Annotated in this window: 23 protein-coding genes; 22 read left to right on the top strand and 1 reads right to left on the bottom strand. The window is 41.3% G+C overall.

Annotation, left to right across the window (positions count from 1 at the left end; translation table 11 throughout):
- Positions 1-215 precede the first annotated feature (215 nt).
- The 22 genes from ATG70_RS02335 to ATG70_RS02435 all read left to right on the top strand — a co-directional run bounded on the left by ATG70_RS02335 (position 216) and on the right by ATG70_RS02435 (position 20,311).
- Positions 216-812 (top strand): flavin reductase family protein, encoded by a 597-nt coding sequence (locus ATG70_RS02335; RefSeq protein WP_098442774.1) that lies wholly within the window; start codon positions 216-218, stop codon positions 810-812.
- A gap of 126 nt (positions 813-938) precedes the next feature.
- Positions 939-1,460, top strand: a complete 522-nt coding sequence (locus ATG70_RS02340) for a DUF6141 family protein (RefSeq protein ID WP_098442775.1) — start codon at positions 939-941, stop codon at positions 1,458-1,460.
- Between the two features lie 249 nt (positions 1,461-1,709).
- A complete protein-coding gene (locus tag ATG70_RS02345) occupies positions 1,710-2,024 on the top strand; it encodes a DUF5082 domain-containing protein (protein WP_098442776.1) in 315 nt (104 codons plus the stop codon).
- A complete protein-coding gene (locus tag ATG70_RS22705) occupies positions 2,021-3,703 on the top strand; it encodes an HNH endonuclease (RefSeq protein WP_257147588.1) in 1,683 nt (560 codons plus the stop codon). Before ATG70_RS02345 ends, ATG70_RS22705 begins: the two co-directional genes overlap by 4 nt.
- Positions 3,704-3,721: 18 nt before the next feature.
- Positions 3,722-4,159 carry an SMI1/KNR4 family protein gene (locus tag ATG70_RS02355; RefSeq protein WP_098442777.1) on the top strand — a complete coding sequence of 146 codons (438 nt, stop codon included), beginning with the start codon at positions 3,722-3,724 and terminating at the stop codon, positions 4,157-4,159.
- Between the two features lie 377 nt (positions 4,160-4,536).
- The gene (locus ATG70_RS02360) at positions 4,537-4,911 is read left to right on the top strand and encodes an SMI1/KNR4 family protein (RefSeq protein WP_098442778.1); all 375 of its coding nucleotides are present in this window, start codon (positions 4,537-4,539) and stop codon (positions 4,909-4,911) included.
- Positions 4,912-4,927: 16 nt separating this feature from the next.
- Positions 4,928-5,377, top strand: a complete 450-nt coding sequence (locus tag ATG70_RS02365) for an SMI1/KNR4 family protein (RefSeq protein ID WP_098442779.1) — start codon at positions 4,928-4,930, stop codon at positions 5,375-5,377.
- 215 nt (positions 5,378-5,592) lie between these two features.
- On the top strand, positions 5,593-7,086 hold the full coding sequence (locus tag ATG70_RS22940) for a DNA/RNA non-specific endonuclease (protein ID WP_373560748.1): 1,494 nt from the start codon (positions 5,593-5,595) through the stop codon (positions 7,084-7,086).
- Entirely contained in the window at positions 7,059-7,232 is a 174-nt protein-coding gene (locus tag ATG70_RS22945; RefSeq protein WP_373560749.1) for a DNA/RNA non-specific endonuclease, read from the top strand. Before ATG70_RS22940 ends, ATG70_RS22945 begins: the two co-directional genes overlap by 28 nt.
- Positions 7,233-7,237: 5 nt before the next feature.
- On the top strand, positions 7,238-7,717 hold the full coding sequence (locus ATG70_RS02375) for an immunity protein YezG family protein (protein WP_098445688.1): 480 nt from the start codon (positions 7,238-7,240) through the stop codon (positions 7,715-7,717).
- A gap of 298 nt (positions 7,718-8,015) precedes the next feature.
- Positions 8,016-8,471: an immunity protein YezG family protein gene (locus ATG70_RS02380; RefSeq protein ID WP_098442780.1), complete on the top strand. Its 456-nt coding sequence runs from the start codon at positions 8,016-8,018 to the stop codon at positions 8,469-8,471.
- Positions 8,472-8,692: 221 nt separating this feature from the next.
- The gene (locus tag ATG70_RS02385; protein ID WP_098442781.1) at positions 8,693-8,953 is read left to right on the top strand and encodes a hypothetical protein; all 261 of its coding nucleotides are present in this window, start codon (positions 8,693-8,695) and stop codon (positions 8,951-8,953) included.
- A gap of 137 nt (positions 8,954-9,090) precedes the next feature.
- Complete coding sequence (locus tag ATG70_RS02390; protein WP_098442782.1) at positions 9,091-10,200, top strand: serine hydrolase; 1,110 nt, start codon at positions 9,091-9,093, stop codon at positions 10,198-10,200.
- Positions 10,201-10,639: 439 nt separating this feature from the next.
- Positions 10,640-11,446, top strand: coding sequence for a nicotianamine synthase family protein (locus ATG70_RS02395; protein ID WP_179886157.1), 807 nt, complete (start codon positions 10,640-10,642; stop codon positions 11,444-11,446).
- Positions 11,443-12,690 (top strand): opine metallophore biosynthesis dehydrogenase, encoded by a 1,248-nt coding sequence (locus ATG70_RS02400; protein WP_098442784.1) that lies wholly within the window; start codon positions 11,443-11,445, stop codon positions 12,688-12,690. Before ATG70_RS02395 ends, ATG70_RS02400 begins: the two co-directional genes overlap by 4 nt.
- Positions 12,687-13,565, top strand: coding sequence for a DMT family transporter (locus ATG70_RS02405; protein ID WP_098442785.1), 879 nt, complete (start codon positions 12,687-12,689; stop codon positions 13,563-13,565). The genes ATG70_RS02400 and ATG70_RS02405 overlap by 4 nt, the downstream gene beginning before the upstream one ends.
- A gap of 226 nt (positions 13,566-13,791) precedes the next feature.
- On the top strand, positions 13,792-15,336 hold the full coding sequence (gene nikA / locus ATG70_RS02410) for a nickel ABC transporter substrate-binding protein (protein WP_257147589.1): 1,545 nt from the start codon (positions 13,792-13,794) through the stop codon (positions 15,334-15,336).
- A 75-nt stretch (positions 15,337-15,411) separates the two neighbouring features.
- Positions 15,412-16,365 (top strand): nickel ABC transporter permease, encoded by a 954-nt coding sequence (gene nikB, locus ATG70_RS02415; protein WP_257147590.1) that lies wholly within the window; start codon positions 15,412-15,414, stop codon positions 16,363-16,365.
- Positions 16,362-17,210 carry a nickel transporter permease gene (gene nikC / locus ATG70_RS02420; RefSeq protein WP_098442787.1) on the top strand — a complete coding sequence of 283 codons (849 nt, stop codon included), beginning with the start codon at positions 16,362-16,364 and terminating at the stop codon, positions 17,208-17,210. The genes nikB and nikC overlap by 4 nt, the downstream gene beginning before the upstream one ends.
- On the top strand, positions 17,207-18,022 hold the full coding sequence (locus ATG70_RS02425) for an ABC transporter ATP-binding protein (protein ID WP_257147591.1): 816 nt from the start codon (positions 17,207-17,209) through the stop codon (positions 18,020-18,022). The genes nikC and ATG70_RS02425 overlap by 4 nt, the downstream gene beginning before the upstream one ends.
- Positions 18,019-18,792 carry an ABC transporter ATP-binding protein gene (locus ATG70_RS02430; protein WP_098442788.1) on the top strand — a complete coding sequence of 258 codons (774 nt, stop codon included), beginning with the start codon at positions 18,019-18,021 and terminating at the stop codon, positions 18,790-18,792. The genes ATG70_RS02425 and ATG70_RS02430 overlap by 4 nt, the downstream gene beginning before the upstream one ends.
- A gap of 130 nt (positions 18,793-18,922) precedes the next feature.
- Positions 18,923-20,311: an MATE family efflux transporter gene (locus ATG70_RS02435; RefSeq protein WP_098442789.1), complete on the top strand. Its 1,389-nt coding sequence runs from the start codon at positions 18,923-18,925 to the stop codon at positions 20,309-20,311.
- A 92-nt stretch (positions 20,312-20,403) separates the two neighbouring features.
- Here ATG70_RS02435 and ATG70_RS02440 read toward each other — a convergent pair whose 3' ends face one another.
- Entirely contained in the window at positions 20,404-21,966 is a 1,563-nt protein-coding gene (locus tag ATG70_RS02440) for a SagB/ThcOx family dehydrogenase (RefSeq protein ID WP_098442790.1), read from the bottom strand.
- Between the last annotated feature and the right edge of the window lie 9 nt (positions 21,967-21,975).

A 21,975-nucleotide genomic window follows, 5' to 3' on the forward strand; every position in this document is an offset into this window, starting at 1 on the left:
AATGTAACACGTAAAGGGTAGATTGGTAATCTAAATGGATAAGCATTCTCTTGATCCAGGACATTCTATAAGGCAGACCCCCGTTCTACCATTTTGTTTCAGGGTAGATTATTCCAGAAAATATACACTTAGCTGTTTTTTTATGTCTTGTTACGACTAACTTTTGAATTCAGAAATAGGTATTTGAAACAAAAGTACATAGAGGAGTGAAACCAATGGATTTAACCCCTTCTGACCTAAAAACAAAAGATATTTACAAACTACTAACTGGCTCCGTTGTTCCAAGGCCGATTGCCTGGGTATCAACCGTGTCTGAAGACGGCGTTCATAACTTAGCACCATTTAGTTTCTTTACCGTTGCTTCCACAAAACCTGCCATTCTCGCAATCTCTATCGGTCAGGGATCAGGTGAGCGTGAGGGTATGGAGAAGGATACGCTCGCAAATATCCGGACTCAAAAAGAGTTTGTCATCAATGTGGTGTCGAGCTCTCTTGGAAACGAAATGCAAAAAAGTGCAGAGAACGTGCCTGCGGAAGTCGATGAATTTGAGCATGCTGGGTTAACACCGATCGATAGTAAGACGGTGCAGCCGAAGCGGGTGAAAGAAGCGTCGATTCATATGGAATGCAAGCTCCATCAAATACTTCCGCTTGGATCTAATGCCCTTGTTCTTGGGGAAATGAAGCACTATCATATTCAGGATGAGGTGTATCTAGGAAACTATAAAGTTGATCTCGAAAAGCTTTCTCCTCTTGGAAGGCTTGCGGGGAACTATAGTGAGAGTAAGGAATTTTTCACGTTGCCGAGGTGAGGTTAACAAAATTTCTATAATCAACCTGCTTTCTAACTTGAATCCCTGCAGCATACTTTAAAGAGTGGTTGAAGAGTTTCTGTTCGCTCAGGGTGTTATTCTTAGTATAGGTATAGGGAGGGGCTGATGAATTTGAACCAGCAAATCCACTACAAAGAAGTCCAGCGTCCAAACCAGATCTGGATCTGGGCGATTGTGCTAGGCATCGCGATCCTAATGTGGATTGGCTTTTTCCGTCAGGTCGTGATGGGCATTCCGTTTGGGAGTCATCCAGGTACTGATATGGAAGTGATCATGTTATGGATTATTTTCGGGATTGCTTTTCCAATCGTGATGCTCGGATGGCTGCGACTGATTACTGAGGTGAGGGACGATGGGATTAATGTGCGATTTGTCCCATTTCATCTAACACCTCGTGTTTTCTTCTATCAGGATATTACGCGTTATGAGAGTTTGAACTACCGTCCACTTCGTAGGTTTGGTGGATGGGGAATCCGATGGAGTTTCAGCGGGGAGAAGGCTTATTCCATTAGTGGGAAGCAGGGCGTTTTAATCGACGTGAACGGTGAGAAGGTTTTGATTGGATCACGGGAACCGGAGCGGTTGGTGGAAGTGATGGATCGGGTGAGTGGAAACGATAATAAGTAGATACGCTTGTAAACAGCATAAGAGGTTCATAGAAATAGTCCTTTTCTCTTGGTAGAAAAGGACTATTTTTGTGGAATGCGTCGAAAGACATAGAAAAGAAGGGAAAGAGAGGGTATTCTAAGTTTAGAAATTAATGGAAGATATGAGAGCGATCATTTCCTGCTCGACAATACAGCGGCTATACCTAACTAGACGTACACATAGACTTCATTTGTGGTGAAACGAGGTTTGGTCGAAAAGGAGGTTGCGGTGTTAAACGAACTAGAAGAATTTAAACGTTATTTAGAGCGTATGAAGTATCGGGCAGAAGCCGAGGCGTTGGAAGCGTATCTAGGAAAGGTAAGGGAAGCTAGATTTGATATCGATGATAGTAAACGAGTCTTTGATCACCATCATTCGACTTACTCGTCGAATTGGGTTGGAGAGGCACGTGAAGCTTATGAATCGCTTATCGGAGAACTCGAACACGCAACTCAAAGTGTGTATGCGGTTCATGAGGAACTGACCTCTGCGATTAACGAAGAAATCGACCGACTTCTTCAGAAAGCGGAGGGCCTAAAGTGACGAGAATAGCAATTAAACCAGAACAATTAGATCAGCTGGCAAGCGGCATCCAGGATGCCGAGCGAAAAGCAGATGAAGCGATCAGCGATTTTAAATGGAACTATCAATCTCTTCTAATGAACATCACGGGCGCGAACACCGGTAAGATTGATGCTCTTCAAGCGGAGTTACAGTATGAGATGCGCAAATACCGGGACAAGCTCCATGACTTACAGGCGGCAGTGAAATTAACTGAGAGAAAAATGACGGAAGAGGATAGGTCGCTTTCGGCGAAGTTTGGTCTTATGGCATTAAAATTCAGTGGTTTAAACAAGCTGTTTCAGAATTATGATCCTATCACGGGAGAAGCATTAAGCTGGAGTGACCGTCTTTTTGGGAAAAATCCACTTACGGCTTCATATGATGGCGTATTTGGAGAGATGTTTCCGTACCTCCAGCATGCCCTGAACCCACAGGTGATTCAGAGTAGGGTGAAGCAAACGTATGAAAGTGTCGTGCTTGATCCTTTATCAAAAACAACGGCTTATCTAGACGAGGTACGCCAGGATGTGTCGCATAGTGTGGTAAGGTACTCAAGCTATGTGGATCGCTGGTGGGGAGAGACGCAGCAGAAAGTTGATGAAGCGCGGAATACGGCACGGAGCTTTTTGGGTGATGTGGTAAAAGGTGTGCAGGTTGGTAGCGGGAATGCAGTGGACGATATGATTGAGGGATTTAAGGATCTTAACGCGTTAGCTGAAAAAGCATTTGGACCCAACCTCGCTTTATACCGCGATGAGGAAGATCTCCCTGAATTACTATTTAAAAGCCTAGAAACGATAAACTTTTATAAGAACATTTTCGATGATCCCAAGGGAAATGTTCGGAAGGTGTTGGATGTACCGAAATACATGTGGCAAGGATTTAAAGAAGCCTGGGATCGAGACTTTGTGAACGGCGACGCCGAAAGCCGAACGGCATTCATTACTTACGGTCTAACATCATTAGGAATTGGAGCAATAGGGGATAAAGGTCTCGGCAAAATCGGAACAACCGCAAAAACAATTGAAGACGTTGCGGATCCATCGAAGAATGTTAAGGTTGATGGGAAGGGTGCTCAACCAGCGTTAGCTGGAGCGGGTGCTGAGGGAGTTTCTAAAGGTGGCGCTCCTTATAATGTGTGGAATGATCCTGTTTCGCGGATTAAGACTGAGATTGATAGGGTTTATGGTGAGAAGGGTACAGGTAAGGGCGAAAAATTGGACATACAAAATATTTCTAAAGAAATTTTAGAATTTAAGCCAATGAATTCGCCTAAACCAGATAAATGGTATAAGAAGGGTGGAAGTATATTCATTGATGATAATGGTGTTTGGACTTATACTAACAAATCTGGTGTATCTGTAAGATACCCGAATGGTTATCCCGACTTTAAACCATATATGCATCCAAATGTTCAGCCTGTAAAAATAGAAGTTTATTCGCCTAAAAACAATCCGAAAGATTTTGAAAATGCAAATAAAGCGGCAAAACTTACTATAGATACCGATCCACCAATAATAGATGTTAGAAGACCACCAGAAGGATATACATGGCATCATCATCAAGATGGAAAAACTATGATGTTAGTAGATGAAGATATCCACAGAGAGTTTAGACACATTGGTGGACAATCAAAAATTAATGGGAAAAATAAATAATATTATAGGAGTGAGACCATGACAAAAGTACTTAGTGAAAATCCAAAAATTACTTTAGACGATATAAAAAAATTTGAAAATGAAAATAATCTTAAGCTACCTAAGGAGTATATAGAATTTTTACTAGAACATAATGGAGGATTTCCTCAAGAATCCGGCTTCAAAATTTCAGAAGTTGAGGGAGAAAGCTTAGTAAATAAATTTTATGGAATTGGTAACATGAAAAGTAATTTAGGTAAAGTTCTTGAGGTTTTAGAAGGTGAAATACCTGCAGGATTCATTTCAATTGCTAATGATCCAGCAGGAAATGAAATTTTAATTGGAATTAGTGGAGATTACCTAGAAAAAGTATATTTTTGGATGCATGATGTAGAGCCCGAAGAAGAGATGGACAATATGTTTATCCTTGCAGATAGTTTTTCTGAGTTCCTTGATAACTTATATGATTCTGATTAACGCATCGCAAATAGGTTAATTAATAACCTCCCATTTTTTAATACTGATGGAACTCATACTTAGGGACAGGTTTCTCCTCCCAGTGAAAAATGAAAAAGCATCTTCAGAACGAATCACATGATTTAATATTTTGAAATAAAGTGAAAAGGAGCATTAATTATTCCAGTAATTAATGCTCCTTTCTTTATGAGATGGATTCAGCAGAACCGTCCTGACGATTCAAAATAAGAGGGACAGGTTTCTTGTTCCACCCATAAGTCAAAAAGCGACGACGTTTGTAAGTGTTACTAACTTGCCAGCTACTTTACTACTGTTTGTAAGAAAAATTACTACGATTAGCTTTATGCCTTTTGGTTTATTAGATTATTGTTGGGACGATGTACCTGTCCCTGTGTCCCGTCAAATTTCCATCTGATTACAGAAAATGTATAATAAATAATAATGGTGGCTTTCCAGAACCAAATATTTTTGATTGTGATGATGGAAGAATCGAAGTTGTATTTAATAATTTGATTAGTTTTACGAATAAAGATTTAAATATAAAAATGTATGAAGAATTTTCTTCGAAAAAACTGTTTCCATTTGCTAGAGGTCCATTTGGAAATTTAATATGTTTTGATTATCGTGACAACCAACTATTTCCTGAAGTTGTTTTCTATGATTACGATGAATTAGATGGATCAGTAACTAATACGATTTGTAAGTCGTTTACAGATTTGTTAGAGAGATTATATTCTTTAAACGAAATATAAAATAGGAGGTGAAAAAGTGAATATTAAATATGAGTATTCTTTTAATAATTTGAGTGTTACAGACATCGAACTATTTGAAAGTGAATACGATATCAATTTACCTTCTGCCTATAAATCATTTCTATTGTTTAATAATGGTGGTAAACCAAAAAATAGAAGGTTTAAAACCTCTGATGGAAAAATTACATCCTCTGTTATGTTGTTTCTTCCAATCTCTAAAGAAGAGGATTTGAATTTAGGGCTATTCTTTGAGAAATATAATCATAGCGAAATTCTCCCTTCTAATCTTATACCAATTGGAATTGACCCTGCTGATAGTTTAATTTGTCTTGACATTTATGGAGAAGATAAAATTTTCTTTTGCGATATGGATTACTTTGAAGAAGATAATGAGTTAAAGGATGAGTATATCCTATTAGTTTCGAACCATTTCTCTGATTTTATTAATTCTTTACAAGAAACTTGAACTTAAGTGAAAGAAAGACAAGGATACAGGTTCATTGTCCCTGGGAACCACGAATTAAACTCCTCAGTTTTAAGGATAAATAAGCAACTATTCGCCGGCTGTATGCCGGCTTTATTTTTTTCTCGCATCCCAAACTACTAGATCAAAAACCAGAGGATTATATCCGAGCTTATCATGAACAAATTCAGGATCTCCTAACCTTATTTGAATCCTATGTGTCTGATACAAATGCCTACATCACGCCATTAGCGCGACAAGCGATGATGCAAGTGGATCGAAATGATATTTGGGTCAATCTGCAACAAATCGAACGTGGGATATCTGGGAATGTCGGTAAAGCTTCACGCGTCGCAAGCCGGGTACCTTACAACACTTTCTCGTTCTTTGATGACCCAACAGAAAGTGAAATCGAAAAAAGCCGAAGTAATGAAGCCAACTTGAATCAAATTCGTCGTGAAATCAATCGGTCTGAAAGCGTCCTTCAACAAAAAATGGACGACCTCTGGGGCATTTACAATACTAAAGTGAAGCCATTTGAGAATACGGATGACGACTATTATGGGAAAGCTCAAAAACTAAAAATGTCGTACACGGGTCTTTTTGAAGGCGTTTGGGACGGTGTCGAAGACCTTCCCTCTGACATTTATGGCTTTGGAAAAGGACTCGTTCTTGGTTTATATGAAATCGGAAAAGGCATCGTCACGGTAGCCGGTGACGCTGGGATCGTGTACACCTCCCATCAACTTCCTGATTCCGTGGAACCCGATTTTTTTAAGGAAGCAGCGGATAAACGAGTCGAGGGCTATAAATCCGCCGCCATGCAGGCGATCAAGGATCCGATGGGCGTCGCTGAAGCGATCACACAATCCTTCTCCGATACCTATGAAGACGAAGGAGTCGCTTATGTCGCAGGAAATGTCTCCACAGCCTTTATCCCGTATGTCGGCATGGCAGGAAAATCAGCCAGCCTCGCCAAAGTCGCAGGAAAGATCCCGAACTCAAACTTAAGCAAGGTAGCTGGAAGCAGCAAAGTAGACGTTGCAGCCATCGTGAAAAAGCACAACGCCTTTGAAGGCATCAAACGTGGCATGGGTGAATTTGTTCAAGACGTTAGAGGCGGCATGCAGATTGCGGGGAATCCGAATAGGGTGGCTGTTGGGGCGAATGGTGTTGCGGGGAATGCGGTTGGGAAAGTCGGTGATGTAGCGGAAAGTGGCGTTGCATCGGTTTCTAGGAGTAGTGGTCCGAATCGTGCGGTGGATGATTCGATTGTTAGGATTAAGACTGAGGTTGAGCGGGTAGATGGTGGTGCGAATGATAATAAGAGTACGGGTAATAGTATTACAGTCAACGAAGTTAAAGAAATTGATTTTGGAAAGCACATAATAAAAGGTGAAAATGGTAAGAAACAATTACTTCCAAATACTAGGTATGAAACCAATGATAACTACAAATATACTACCGATGATTTGGGCCGTATTATAACTGTTGATGCTCCCGAACTTGTATTGAAAAAGGCTAATAGGAATAAATATGCTCAGGCAAATGTGGGTGGAATAGACAGGTTGCCTGATGATGATGGTGGCCATTTAATAGGAGCGCAATTTAACGGCCCTCCTGATATTGATAATCTTGTACCACAAAATAGCCAAATTAATAGAAGGGGGGAGTCTGGTACGAAATGGAGACTGAGTGGGCCCATGCATTAAAAGAAATACCTCCCAAAAAAGTCTCTGTCAGTATTGAACCAGTCTATTATCATAATTCAATGCGACCAGATTCCTTTATTGTCGCATATGAAATTGAAGGCGAATTTCCAGTATTTCGCGAGATTTCAAATAAATCAGGAGGCTGATATTGATGAGTTTTGAAACAAAATTAAACGAGTTGTATAAAGAAATAGCACAACAGGTTAATGATATGATTCCTACTGAATGGAATAATTTGTTTTTTAATGGGGAAGTTAAGGATGGAGAAGGAGGCGTATTTTTCTTTTTTACTCCTAAAGGCGAGGAACAACACGTGTTTTCACATTATATTCCAAAATTATATAGTGTAGATAAGAGGGCTTATAAAAAAGAACTACACAAATTATTTCAACTAACGGTTGAACTCCAAAAAGTTTTTGATGATTTTGACCAAGATCCTTGGTTTTCCGTGACATTACTTTTAAATGATACAGGTAAATTAAAGGTGCATTTTGATTATACAAATTGGCATGAAAGTGAATTTGGTCCAACAGATAGAATAAAATATTTTGAATACAAATATGTAAATCAAAACAAAGAAAAGATAGATTTAGGTTTAATAGAGAGAATGAAGGAATTTGAAGAAAAGTAAACCATTAAACCATTAAACCATTAAACCATTTAGTTGCGTTTTTGGTAACAGGTGAACTGTTTATCTAAGGACAGGTTCATTCTTCCTATCATATACTGAGTACATTCTCAAAACTATACGCCGGCTGTATGTCGGCTTTATTTTTTCTCCCATCCCAAACTAATAGATCAAAAATCAGAAGATTATATCCGGGCGTATCATGACCAGTCAAGGATCTTCAGACCTTATTTGAATCCTATGAGACGAGGAAACTGTCCTTCCGTTAGCCGAGAATTAGCTTAAGGAGTGAATGAGTATTATGAAAGAATTTGAAGATGAATTTAGTGAATTACAAGCAGATATGATTTCTATATGTATGGAGTATGTTGAGGACAAAGCAGATAAAGTATATGTTTATGGTTCAAGTGAAGAGGGAATTATTTCTGCTAATTTTTTATATCTAATTAATAATAGTTATGTTGAACCTCATAAATTGAATGAAGCTGTAAAGGATGGAACGGGGGAGTATGATGTATCTCCAAAACGTCAGTCTATGGTATTACGTATAATATGTGAAGATATCCAAAAAGTAAAATTATTGTGCAAGGAATATGAAAGAGATATGCCAACAGAAATGAAATTAATTTATGATGTAAAGAGTGGAAAATTTAGTGCTAATTATAAATATGATTTAGTTTATACTCATGATGATATTAAAACAGCAGACCATGTTGCTAATGAGTGGTTTGAAGATATAAAAAGTAATACCCTTTAATAGTTGATGCTTGCTACTAAATTATAGTTATATAGCTATTAAGGTAAAAAAAATAATTTAAAGGTGACTTATTTTTTGAAAGTACTTGATTGGAAATTAGAAATCAAGTACTTTTTTGCATGTAATATTATTGTCTACTTGTGGTGCATAGCAAATTGTAACACCGCTAATTGGTTAGAGTATGTAGGAATTATACCTAAGTATTAAAGGGAGGACAGTCTATGACAAAACAAGAGTTCTTAAAAAGATATAAGGAAGAGAAACTAACTATTGGTGATGAATACCTGATGGTCCTAGATTCAATAACAGATGAACCGCTTGTATTAGGATGTATATATGATCAAGACAAATGGAAAATCTTCGAAACAAGAGAGCGAGGTGGCCACTTTATAATTAAAGAGATGGATAATGAAGATGAGGCATTTGATTATTTTTATGAAATAGTGTTAAGTCAACATAACCTTCAAAATAATAATTACTAGAATGAATGGAAACTCAAGAGAATAGCAGGCACGGATTGAGAGGAGAGAAAAAATCGACGGCTTTTCACTGGTCTCGAACCGTACCGGCGATGCACGAACTTCCGCACAATACAACCAGAGTCTAAAAGAGGCATAAAATGAAACTACTATTACTTATTATTGTTGGGGTTCTGATTCTCATAATTGTCACCCCCATCCTCATGCTGTACGTAGTAAAAAATAAAAACGCATCCAAAACTAAGGAAGACCTCCTTACCTATATTGAGTATCATCCAGACGCATGCTCATTGACCTTATTAGAAAATGAAAGCGCGCTCCTTACTTTCAATGAAGAACAAGAAATGCCCCTCGCAAGTACAGTTAAGTTCATTTACCTTCTAACCTTAATTGACGGGGTGAGGGAGAAAAAGGTGAATCTTAATGAGAAGGTTAAGGTAGACGACCTTGACGTCCTTTACTTTAAAAATACAGATGGTGGCGCGCATCCAAGGTGGAAGAAGGAACATGATATAGGAGAAGAAGTTACCCTTTTTCAAATTGCACAGGGAATGATGCAGTTCAGTTCAAATGCATGCACAGACTTTCTCTTTCACAAACTAGGTTCTGATAAAATCAATCAAACTCTCACCAAATACCAGCTGAACCCTCATTCTCCCATTTACGCGATTAGTTCTTTCATGCTGATTCCTGCCTATTTAAAGGTTGAGCATGGTTGGAAAGAGAAACAAATTGCACAGGAAATAAAAGAAATGGATCAGATTGAATTCGAGAGCCTGGCGAATACGCTGTTACATGACGTATTAGACGGAAGTGCCGAAAAATATCTTAAGGAATTAGCGACCCTCAGCGACATGACGATTCAGCGCGTATTGATGGATAAATTGCCTTCTTCGACAACTGAACAATACGCGAACCTCATGATGCGGATTGGTGAATCGGATGATTTATCGGACGATGACAAGGAGTTAATGGATCGTATCCTAGGTGGAGCAAATGAGATCGGAAAGCGCAGGTGGTTCAAGGGGGGATCAACGGCGTATACGCTCACTTCAGCTTTGTACAATAAAGACGATAATGAATCGATCTCTCTTTCTGTATTTGTTCAGGATGAAAAGCGGTATGAATTGCTATGGATTCGGAATGTTTTTCATGACTTTTTAAAGGCGATCGTGGAAGACAATGAATTTAGAGAGAAAACGATTGATCGATTAGGGGGCACGAAATTAGTGGAGGAAAGGGTTAATTAAAGTCCACCTCGTCTTACTTGTTACCTTTTCGCTTTATATAGGACAACAAAATGCTCCGCTTGTTCTAGAATAGAGCTACGATCATTGTGATAGTGGCTCTATTCCTTATCCAGCCCATTTGTAGGCATAAACAGGTGAAACTACCATACGAACTTATGATTAAAACGGGGTACCTGCCCCCTCCGTCGCTAACTTGAATCAGTAGAACCATCCCAGTGAAAAAGTCTAAAGGCTCGCTTTCCTACCATTTTAACCACTACCTCAAAACGTTGGACTTTTTCACCAGGTTCAAACCGTCCCGCCTGATTCCCCAGAGTGACTATTGACCTATTTACGTGAAATTAAGAAAAAATTGGTTTACAGAGCTAGCGGGTTTACCTATACTTTAGTTTGTAAATCGAAACGATTTCGATTTGAATTGAAAAGTGAGGTGACGTTCTTGAAGGAAAAATATGAACTTCTTTGTTCCTTAAAAGTAATCGAAGTCGAAATTGCAGAACTCGCTCGATACGCAAAGGAATTCGACGGATGCTATGATCTGTTGAGAAGCAAATTGGATGACCTATGTGCATTCATCATCAGCAAAGAGAACAGTAAGAAATGGAGCGATTGGAGTGAATTAAAAGAAGTTCAGGTACTCGCTCGGAAACTTCGTGAAACTTCCGTTAATGCGTTATGTGATGTGGAGAAATACCAGTCAAACCGTGCTGGACAGGTAGGACTTCCGGTTGGAGAATACTTGTCTTCCTTAACGCAGTCCGTCAGAGATGAATATTCGAGCTTCGGAATACATAGGGAATCAAACATCTTGTTTGTTGGCTCTGGCGCATTTCCAACAACAGCCTTAACCATTGCAAAGGAAACAGGTGCATCGGTCACTTGTTTGGATATTGATCAAGAAGCCATTGATTTATCCAGGGAAGTGGTGCGTAAGACTGGACTTGAGGAACAAATTACGTTTTTGCATGGAGACATTCATGCGCAACACGAGTTTCAGGATATCACTCATGTTTTTATAGCTTCTCTTGTACAAGATAAACACGATGTCATCCGTGTCCTTAAGGAGAAAGTGAGGGAAGGGACTAAGGTTATCGTTCGATTTGGAAATGGACTAAAATCGCTATTTAATTATCCAATCGATGATGCGATTAGTGATAACTGGGTACAGCGCAATATTTCCTTTGAGAGTCGTGACAAGATTTACGAAACACTTGTGCTCGAGAAAAGGAGTAAGGTGATGACATGAGTTTACAACATACGTTAATTGTCGGGGTTGGTCCTGCAGCGATTCAAACAGCTGTTGCTGTTTCGAAGAGCTGGGAGGGAAAGGTGTCGATTGTAAATCGTAAAGGTTCTTATTCAAAGAAAGTGAAAAGCCAGCTTGAGGCATCTGATCATGTGATTACGGCTATTGCCCCTAATCGCCCTACTCTATCTGGAAAGGTGAAGATTACCCATTTTTACGATGAGTTAGCAAGCGTTGAGAACAAATTTGATTCGATGATCTTATGCGTTCCAAGCTACAGCTATGATGTGGTTCTCGAGGCGTTACGTATTGAAAAATTGACTCGGATTCAAACGATCATTTTAGTATCACCTGTCGTTGGATCGAACGAGTTGGTTCGTGAAGTCGTTCGGAAATCACCTCATAATGTGGAAGTAATCAGTCTCTCGAATTATTTTGCTGCGACTAAATTCGTTCCTGACGGTGATCTCGTTTCGTTTACGAAGGCAGTGAAAAAGCGAATTTATCTTGCTACAAACAAAGAAGATAGTCTGCACCTTAAAGATATGGAGAGGTTATTAGAGGAAGCTGGTATTGAATCAGTCATAAAGAAAAATCCAATCGACGTGGAGTGTAGGAACATTACGACGTACGTTCATCCTCCGTTTTTTATTAATTCTTTCTCCTTAAACGAAATCTTTTCTGAGAAAAAGTCCTTAAAATCTCTTTACAAACTTTATCCCGAAGGTCCCATTACGCAACAAACAATCAGGGGGATGGTGAAGCTGTGGAAGGAGATTTCTGCGCTCGTTGTGGAACTAGGGGGAAGTCCGATTAATTTACTTCAATTCCTTAATGACGACAACTATCCGGTACATGAAGAAACGCTGTCAAGGGCTGATTTAGATGGGTTTGACGAATTTGAAGCAGTTAAGCAGGAGTACCTCCTTTATATTCGCTATGCGTCTATTTTAATTGATCCATTTTCACAACCTGATCAAAACGGAGCCTATTTTGATTTTTCAAAGGTACCTTATCAGCAAATTTCGAAAACAGCAAGTGGAGAATGGAGCGTACCGAGAATACCGTTTGAAGACTATATGAATTTAAAGCATTTGCAGCGGTTGGGAGTCGAGAGGGGGATCGACTTACCAGAAATAGTTCGGTTGATTCAATTGTTCGAACGAAAAGTAGATGAGTGGCAATGCTTGAAAGATGAACCCATAAGAGGAATGAACAGGAGCGAGGAAAGGATGATTTTATGAAAAATGGCGTAATCCTTGCTATTGTGTCTTCCGTGATTTTCAGTTTAATGAACGCGCTTGTGAAGAGTATTAGTGACACGGTGCCGACGTCAGAGATTGTGTTTTTTAGAAGTTTCATAGGAACGGTGCTCATTTATTTCTTCATGAAAAGCAGTAATGTGCCCTTTTCGAGAAAAGGTATTCCATTTCTGATGTTACGCGGTATTTTTGGAGCGCTATATTTACTAGCATACTTTTATACCATTTCAAAAATTCCGCTTGCGGATGCGAGCATTCTTGCCCATTTGTCTCCATTTTTTGCTGTGTTCTTTTCCTATCTCTTTTTAAAAGAACGCGTTTCTAAGCAAGTTATGTATATCTTGCCACTTGTCTTAGTGGGAGTTGTGCTATTGGCAAAGCCCGGAGCTTACTCTTCTTACTCACTTTTTGCTCTCGTTGGTGTGGCAAGCGCTCTCTTTGCAGGAGCTGCTGCTGTGAGCATTCGCTTTCTAAGTAAAGCGCATCATTCATTTGAAATCGTATTTTATTTTTTGGCCACTGGTACCCTTATTACGATTCCATTAATGTGGAACAACTTTGTGCTTCCTTCGCCTACAGAATTGTCTATCCTAGTCGGAATTGGGGTTGTATCACTGCTCGGCCAGGTTTTCTTAACGAAGGCTTTTACACATGAAAGTGTGGTCGTCGTTGAAATCGCTCGTTACATAGGGATTGTGTTTAACATACTGTGGGGCTTTCTTTTCTGGGCAGAGGTGCCTGATCTACTCACAGTAACTGGTGGTATTCTCATAGTTACGTCGTGCATCTTGCTCTCTCGAAAAAAACACCCGGTTCAAAAGTCGAAAATATCTTTCGTACCGGTATGGAAAAAGTAGTTAGAGGGATAAAAAGAGATTGACGTGAGGTTATCCTATGAGTATAGTCATCTATTGTAAATAGTAATTATTACGATTTGCGGAAACGACGTCTTGTGTTATGGATTATGGTTTTTTTGATTTTAAATCGTAATGATTTTGTTTTGTGGGGGAGGTATGCAATGAATTGTGTCGGCTGGTACATAAGAAACTTTTTAACAATTTAATACTAGAGGAGAGAGTAATGATGAAAAACAAGAAAACTATAGCGAGCCTCCTGCTAATCCTGTTATTAATCATGATCACAGGCTGTACTAATGAGGCAGGGACAGAGAAAAAAGAGAAAGACCCATCAACCTCAGAAGATAAATCATTGACGATGTTATTCAGCTTTGCATCGAAGACCATTGATCCTCACCAAGATTGGATGGGAGTGCGAGCAGGGATCGCTGAAACGCTTGTAAAACTTGATGATGATCTTGCGATTCAGCCGTGGCTTGCTGAATCGTGGGAGCAGAAAGACGAAATGACATGGGTGTTTACTCTAAAAGAAGGAGTGACGTTTCATGACGGTTCACCAGTGGATGGGGAAGCGGTTAAAGCCTCCTTTGAACGTGCCATTAAAGTGAATGAAGCCTTAGCTTCAGCTTTGAAGATCGACAAGATGGAAGCGGATGGACAGCAAATCACCTTTAAGACAACAGAGGAGTATCCTGCGTTTTTATCTGAGCTCGTTCACACCAATGCATCCATCATTAAAGCAGATGCGGAAAATATCGATGAACAGCCAATTGCTACAGGGGCTTTTCAAGTGGAGAGCTTTTCCTCAGAAGAAGAAATCAAATTGAAGAAGTATCCAAAGTATTGGAATGGAGAAGCCAACGTGGATCATGTCAGCATCAAGTTCAATTCCGATGCCAATGTACGTGCGCTAGCGCTCCAATCCGGAGAAGCGGATATCGCGTACCACTTGCCTCCGGAATCATTGGAACCGATCGAGAGTCATAATGAACTGCGTGTTGAATCGGTTGCTAGTTTAAGAGTACATTTCTTTCTCTATAATTCAGCCAAACCTGAACTGCAGGATGTGAAAGTCCGACAAGCCTTGGATCTGTTAGTAAACCGGCCGGTCGCTGTTGAGGAAATCATGAATGGCCACGCTACAGCAGCTAACGGACCATTTAACCCTGATTTCGAATTTGCGAGCAAGAAAGATCCTACATCTTATGATCCTTCGAAAGCGGAGATGCTGTTAAAAGAAGCAGGCTATGAGAAAAATGAGGATGGAAATCTTGAGAAGGATGGAAAGCCCCTCGAATTGACTTTAGCCACTTATGAAGGTAGACCTGAACTCCCAATGATGGCTCAATACTTTCAGTCGGAGGCAGCAAATCTTGGTATTAAGGTCAACGTCGTGACAGTTGAAAACATTGACAGTTACCTATGGGAGCAGCAACAAGAGTGGGACATTGTTACCTATTCCAATTTAACAGCGCCTCGTGGAGACGGTGGTTACTTCCTTAATGTCGCTTATCTGCCTGATGGTTCTTTGAACCCTGGTCAGATTAACATCCCTGAAGTCAATAACATCACGAAGCAGCTTAACAAGGAAGCAGATCAAGAGAAACGGATCGAGTTGCAGAAAAAAGCAGTTGAAAAGATTCAAGAAGAGGTTTCGCAATCTTTCATTCTTCATCCCCATATTATCGTTGGGGTAAACCAACGGGTAAAGAATTGGAAGCCGGGATCAGAAGAGTATTATTTGATTACAAATGAAATGGATGTTGAATAGAAGCAGAGTGGAAGCGTCTTTTGATGCTTTCACTTTTCTTGTAAAAGCTCATTCATTAGTTGGAAGGTGAGCAATGTGAAAAAATTACTGTTGATGATCGGGTCCAGAATGCTTCAATTGGTTATTATGGTTCTGTTTCTCTCTTTTATAACCTTTTTATTAATGAAGATTACCCCAGGAGACCCGATCAGAACGATGTTGAATGTGGACGATATGGCTACAACGAAAGCCGATGAAGAAAACTTAATGAAAGCATACGAATTTGACCGGCCGATTCTCGAGCAATATGGAAAATGGGTCGTTGGGGTTGTTCAACTGGACCTTGGGGAATCGTTAATTTCCAAAAGGCCCGTTCTCGACATGATCCTCGATAAGCTACCCGCAACTCTTTCTTTATCCATTGGCGGTTTGGTGGTGCTCTTTAACATAGCCGTGCCGATGGGGATGCTGGGAGCTGTTTATGAAGGGCGATGGCCTGATTATGTGAGCAGGTGGACCGCCTTGACGGGAGCTTCTATCCCTAGCTTTTGGCTTGGATTAATGTTGATTTATGTCTTCTCCTTGCAATGGAATCTTCTTCCTGTGATGGGAAAGGGGACACTCGCCCACTTCATCCTGCCTTCAGTCACGCTTGGGATTGCGATGGCTCCGATGTATATTAGGCTTTTACGTGAGCGCTTAATCACTACACTGCAAAGCCCTTATATAGAAGCCGCGAAAGCACGGGGATTGCGAAAAAAGAGAATCATTTTCTCACATGCTTTAAGGGGTAGCCTAATCCCGCTCGTTACAATGTTTGGGTTAAGCATTGGTAGCCTTCTTGGAGGCGTCACGGTTATTGAGATCCTCTTCTCCTGGCCAGGAATGGGTGAATTAATCGTGAGCGCAGTCATGCAGCGAGATTATCCTGTTATTCAAGGGTATATTCTGATCATTGGTTTTCTAGTTGTTCTATCAAACCTGGTGGTGGATTTTATGTACATGATCATCAACCCTCAAATTAATAATGGGGAGGAGTCGATGTCATGAAAACAGCCACGATTGAAACGCCACTGTATGTACGGAATATTAATCTCGTCCTTGGTCTTATGCTCGCCTTACTCATCATAGGTGTGATGGTGATTGGTGGATCGCTTGTTCCACATGATCCTTTTCTAGTGGATATGGGGAATAGGCTCCAAAGTTCCTCATCTGCGCATTGGCTCGGTACCGATCAGCTTGGCAGGGATATCCTTGCCAGAATTGTATACGGTGCCAAACTAACGATTGGATTAGGCACTGTAGCAATCGTCGCGGCTATTGTGATTGGTGTGCCGATTGGTCTTCTTTCTGGGTATGTTGGAGGGAAAGTGGATGCCATTCTAATGAGAATAGTAGATGGTATCTTATCGTTTCCTGATTTCATCTTGGCCATTGCCATTGCTGGTATTCTTGGACCAAATCTTACGAACCTCCTCATTGCAATTGTTCTTGTTAGATGGATTGTGTATGCACGCGTGGTTCGTGGACTTGTCTTAACGGAAAAAGAGAAAGAATACGTTCTGGTTTCGCAAACTTCGAATTCTAGTGCGTTAAAAACGATTCGTATGCACATTTTGCCTCAGGTCATCCCGGATATCATTGTCATGGCAGCCATTGATGTTGGAAAGGTGATTCTACTCGTTTCCTCCTTTTCCTATATTGGATTGGGTGCACAGCCACCGATTCCAGAATGGGGAGCCATGCTGAATGACGGTAGAGCCTATTTTCAGGTCAATCCTTTGTTAATGGTCTATCCAGGGTTAGCGATCATGCTAACAGTTCTTTGTTTTAACCTCTTAGGTGATGGGCTGAAGAATCATTTTGATATTCGTAGAGGGAGGGGCCGGAATTGAGTAACAGTCTAATCGTTATTAGAAACTTGGTTATTGAAAGCGGTGGGATTCCTTTAATTAAAGGCATCGATATGGAATTAGAACAAGGGGAAATTGCTGCGCTAATTGGGGAAAGTGGCAGTGGAAAAAGTTTGACCGCTAAAGCCATATTGGGGCTTTTGCCTGAGGAGATGAAAGTGACAGGACAGATTTTATATAAGAATCGGGACTTGTTGAAGATGAAGGAAAAAGAACGTCGCCAATTGCTTGGAAAAGACATCAGTCTGATCTTTCAAGACTATCGTGGAAGCTTTACTCCCTACATCAAAATTGGAGCACAAATGATCGAAACGATCCGCACGCATCAACGCCTTTCCAAAAAAGCAGCGAAAGAAGCAGCTCTCCTTGTTTTGGAAGAAACTGGACTGGACAGTGAACGAGTCTTTAAAAGCTATCCATTTCAATTGAGCGGCGGCCAAGTGCAGCGTGCCGCTATCTCGATGATACTGGCCATTAAGCCGAGCCTTCTCATTTGTGATGAAATCACGACGGCATTGGATTTAATGAATGGCGAAAAAGTACTACGTTATATTGATAAAGTACGCAAAGAAACGGACTGTGCCGTTCTGATGATTACCCATGATCTCGCAAAAGCGTATAAGTGGTCAGACCGAATTCATGTCATGTATCAGGGAGTTATTGTGGAAGAGGGATCGCCAGAGCGAATCCGTTGTCACCATCAACATCCGTACACGAAAGAACTCTGCTCTTGTTTATTGTCACTCCCCAGGGAACGACAGCTATCGACCAGCGAAAGGGCAAATTCCTCATGAATACGTTGCGAGTAGAAAATTTATCAAAATATTATTCTAAAAACCTGCAAGCTCTGAACCAGCTTTCTTTTTCTGTGGATCAAGGACAGTCCCTTGGAATCGTAGGAGAGAGCGGAAGCGGGAAAAGTACATTAGCTAGAATCTTGATCGGGCTGGAATCCTATAAGGAGGGTGTGATTACCTTTCAAGGAAGTCCGATTGCACCCAAGAAACGTGCTCCTTTACGAGCGTACCGCAAGAACGTCCAGATGATTTTCCAGGACGCCGCAAGTGCCTTAAACCCTAAGATTCCCATTTGGAAAAGCCTGCTAGAACCACTGAAGAATTACAAAGAATTCACACCTTCTTTCATTGATGTTGATGGGCTTTCAGATAAAGGTATTGCAGAGAAACTTTTGGGTTTGGTGGGTTTGGACAGTGGCCTGGCCGACCGTTATCCCGGTGAGCTCAGCGGAGGTCAGAAGCAAAGGGTGAGTATAGCAAGATCGATCAGTCTCCAACCTTCGCTCCTCATCTGCGATGAACCAACCGCAAGCCTGGATGTGACGGTGCAAGTGCAAATTCTTACTCTTTTAAAAGAGTTGCAAAAGCAATTGAACATCACGATCCTATTCATTTCGCATGATATAAGAGCGGTAACCTTCCTATGCGAAAGAATCATCGTCCTAAAAGAAGGTGGCATGGTTGATCAGTTCATGTTAGATGATCTGTATGAGCACGAAAGGGATCCTTATACAAAGGCACTGCTTGCCGCAGCCTCGCTTGATTGATGTTGTGTTTTTCCACTATGGTGCGGTTTGTGGATAAGTTGTACTCATTCCTTGTAATCCGAAGGGGGCGCTTTCCGTTGAGAATCGAAAAACATCACTTTTTACTAGGAAGTTATTGAAGGAGAATCGTATGGATCGAATAGCACCATCTTTAGAAGTCAAGAAAGCATGCAGCCATAAAGAATATCTGCGATTAGCCATCCCCCTCGTCATATCAGGGATCTCGACTCCGCTACTTGGGGCGGTGGACACGGCTGTTGTCGGGCGTATGCCTAATCCGATTTCCATTGGGGGAGTCGCAATCGGGGCCGTCATCTTTAATACCATGTACTGGCTCCTTGGATTTTTGAGAGTTAGCACCAGCGGGTTTACATCGCAGGCAGAAGGGCTTAAGGATCAAAAGGAGATCCTATTAACCTTTTTCAGACCCATGATCATCGCCATCCTGTTTGGTTTGCTTTTTCTCTTTTTGCAGGCTCCAATCTTGCACATCTCCTTAATGCTGATAGGAGGAAGTGAAGACGTATCAGATATTGCTGCGTCCTACTTTACTATCAGGATCTGGGGTGCACCTTTCATTCTATTAAGTTATGTGATGATCGGTTGGCTCATAGGAATGGGAAAAGTCCGGCTGGCACTCGCCACCCAAGTGGTGATGAATGTCCTGAATATTCTTTTGGATTTCATCTTTGTGCTTGGACTTGAAATGGGCGTCACAGGGGTGGCTTACGCAACTCTGATCTCTGAAGTGACAGCGGTAATGTTTGGGGCCGTAGTGATCTATCGGTCAATCAAGCCAAGCCTTAAGGAAATTCGGTTGAGGATGCTGACCGAACTTGAACCTCTTCAAAAAATGTTTAAAGTGAACCGAGACTTGTTTCTGCGTACAATCTGCCTCTTGGCGATGACCATCGTATTCACCTCAAAAGGAGCAAGTATGGGCGAAGTTATCTTAGCCGGCAATGCGATCCTCTTGCAAATTCATTATATGATGGCTTACTTGTTCGGAGGTTTCGCTAATGCGTCCAGCATCCTAGTCGGAAGGTCGATCGGAAGTAAAAATCGCCTGTTATATACCCGGGCTTTTCACTTATCAGCTCTATGGGGATTGGGATCTGCCGCTTTTCTCTCCCTCGTTATGGTGTTATGGGGTCAGGAAACCGTTTCACTCTTTACAACGATAGGAGCAGTGCGGGCAGCTGCACAAGACCAGCTCATTTGGATAGTCCTCTTTCCTATCCTAGGATTTTGGGGACTGCAGCTGGAAGGGATATACTCAGGTGCCACTCAAGCAGCACCAGTACGAGACTCGATCCTTCTGGCCTTGCTCCTGTTCCTACCAGCCATCTGGCTGACTGTTCCCATCCTAGGAAACTCGGGAATCTGGTTGAGCTTCATTCTTTTCAGTTTCGGTAGGTCATTGTTTTTATCACTGTATATTCCAAAGGTAGGAAGGAGAAGCTTCAAGCACGAAGGGACAGGTTCCATGTCTCGGTCGCTGATGTCCATGAAGACCTGATTCGGAGGGGAGCTTGAACGCTCTTAAAATTCGACAAGTGACAGGCACCATAATAGGGAGGAGGGGTCAGGTACGTACCTGACCCCTCCTTCTTAATGATGCATCCCCCCAACCAACCAACTCTTAGCCCGATGAAATCCAATAGGAACTTGTATTATCGTCGTTTTCTGTGCATCCTCCAGTTCGTAAATCTCATCACATCCATTGATGTCAAACCCAAGCAGAGGATGACCATTCATACCTAGTGCGCTGGCAGTTAACAAGATTCGCTGAAGCAGCATCCCCGCTTCCATGTGTTGGATGCGATATCCTCTGTAGCCTAGTTCATTTTTGTAATGTTTTCGATCTCCAACGATATGGAGACAAACTGGGACTTGATGCAGATTAACATTGTGAAGAGACATCCCAGCCTGGAGACTCAAACGAAAATCACCTTCTTTAATCAGGAGAAGAGAATGAGAAGCGGCGTCATAACGATATGTGCCGTTTGGAATGCCTTCAATCTGATAGAAACATCCATAAATCGAGACCCGTGGCTTTTGATTTTCTTCTTGATCTAAATCGTTAGCGTACAAATAAGAATTGGTGCTTTCTTTCAGCAGCGAAGCAAGCTCAACCTGATCAATTCTTCCTGAGTTGAAATCCATTTCAGGTGAATAGCGACTCTGGCAAGCTTGAGCGAAGTCTTTGGGTAGCTCCATTGCTTCTGGCAAAGCGATCTTTATTTTACTATCTATTTTTTCTTCTGTCGTTTCTAACTGCCGGAATAGTTCGGTGGATTCAAGTAGCGTCTCCTGATGAATCTTCGTAATTTCAGGAAAAGGCAACACGGTTTGGGAACGTTGTTGATGCGTCGTTTGGATTTTGGCAATGGTGTTACTTAAGTCTGTAGCTGTGCTTTTACTGAGCGTTTCATCATGTGCGATCTTTTGCTCTGAAAGCGGGATAACTGCGTAGGTGCTTTCCTCCTGACCATCTAATCCGAGTAGATGATTAACAGCTTGATCCAGGAATTGAAAATGAACGGTTGGTGAATAGGAGAACCGTTTACTAACCTCTAACAACTGCCCCATAAGCGTGCCAGCATCCAACCCTTGAAGGCGATATGAAAAGTTGTGGTATTTAAAGAAGTTTTTCCAAAACATTGTGGTGATGATGACAGCCCCAAAACAATTGGAAAGGGAAGAGCTGTTTCCTAGTGCACTGGTTAAGTAGGAATCCAAACGGCCCTTCCTGAGCATGAGAAGGCGATGGTGAGCGACATCGTAATGGTAGATCCCAGTGGGCAGTTCTTCTAGCTTAAGATAAAAATAAAGCTCACTTGGATATAAGCCGCCACCCGAAGGCGGGAAGCGGCGGAATCCTTGCATCGTTTCAGCTGATTCTTCGTCTGAGGAAGAGGGAAAAGCTGTCTGGTTAAACTGCGACAGCCCATACACATACCAGAGAAAATGACCGATTTTGTTTAGGTCAGGTGTTGGGCAAGGGGTCTGATCTTGTATTGTAAGTGGAATATCATAAGGAAGTCCATACTCTGGCAAATGACGATAAACTTTATATGGAAGGGGAGCATCGTCCCAATTCACTTCCCAGTTGGGTGGCGTTACAAGGTCATTTTGGAAATGAAGCTGGTGTAAAAACAGGTCGAGATCCATGACGTACCT

This window comes from Bacillus sp. es.036 (assembly GCF_002563635.1).
Classification (GTDB): domain Bacteria; phylum Bacillota; class Bacilli; order Bacillales; family Guptibacillaceae; genus Guptibacillus.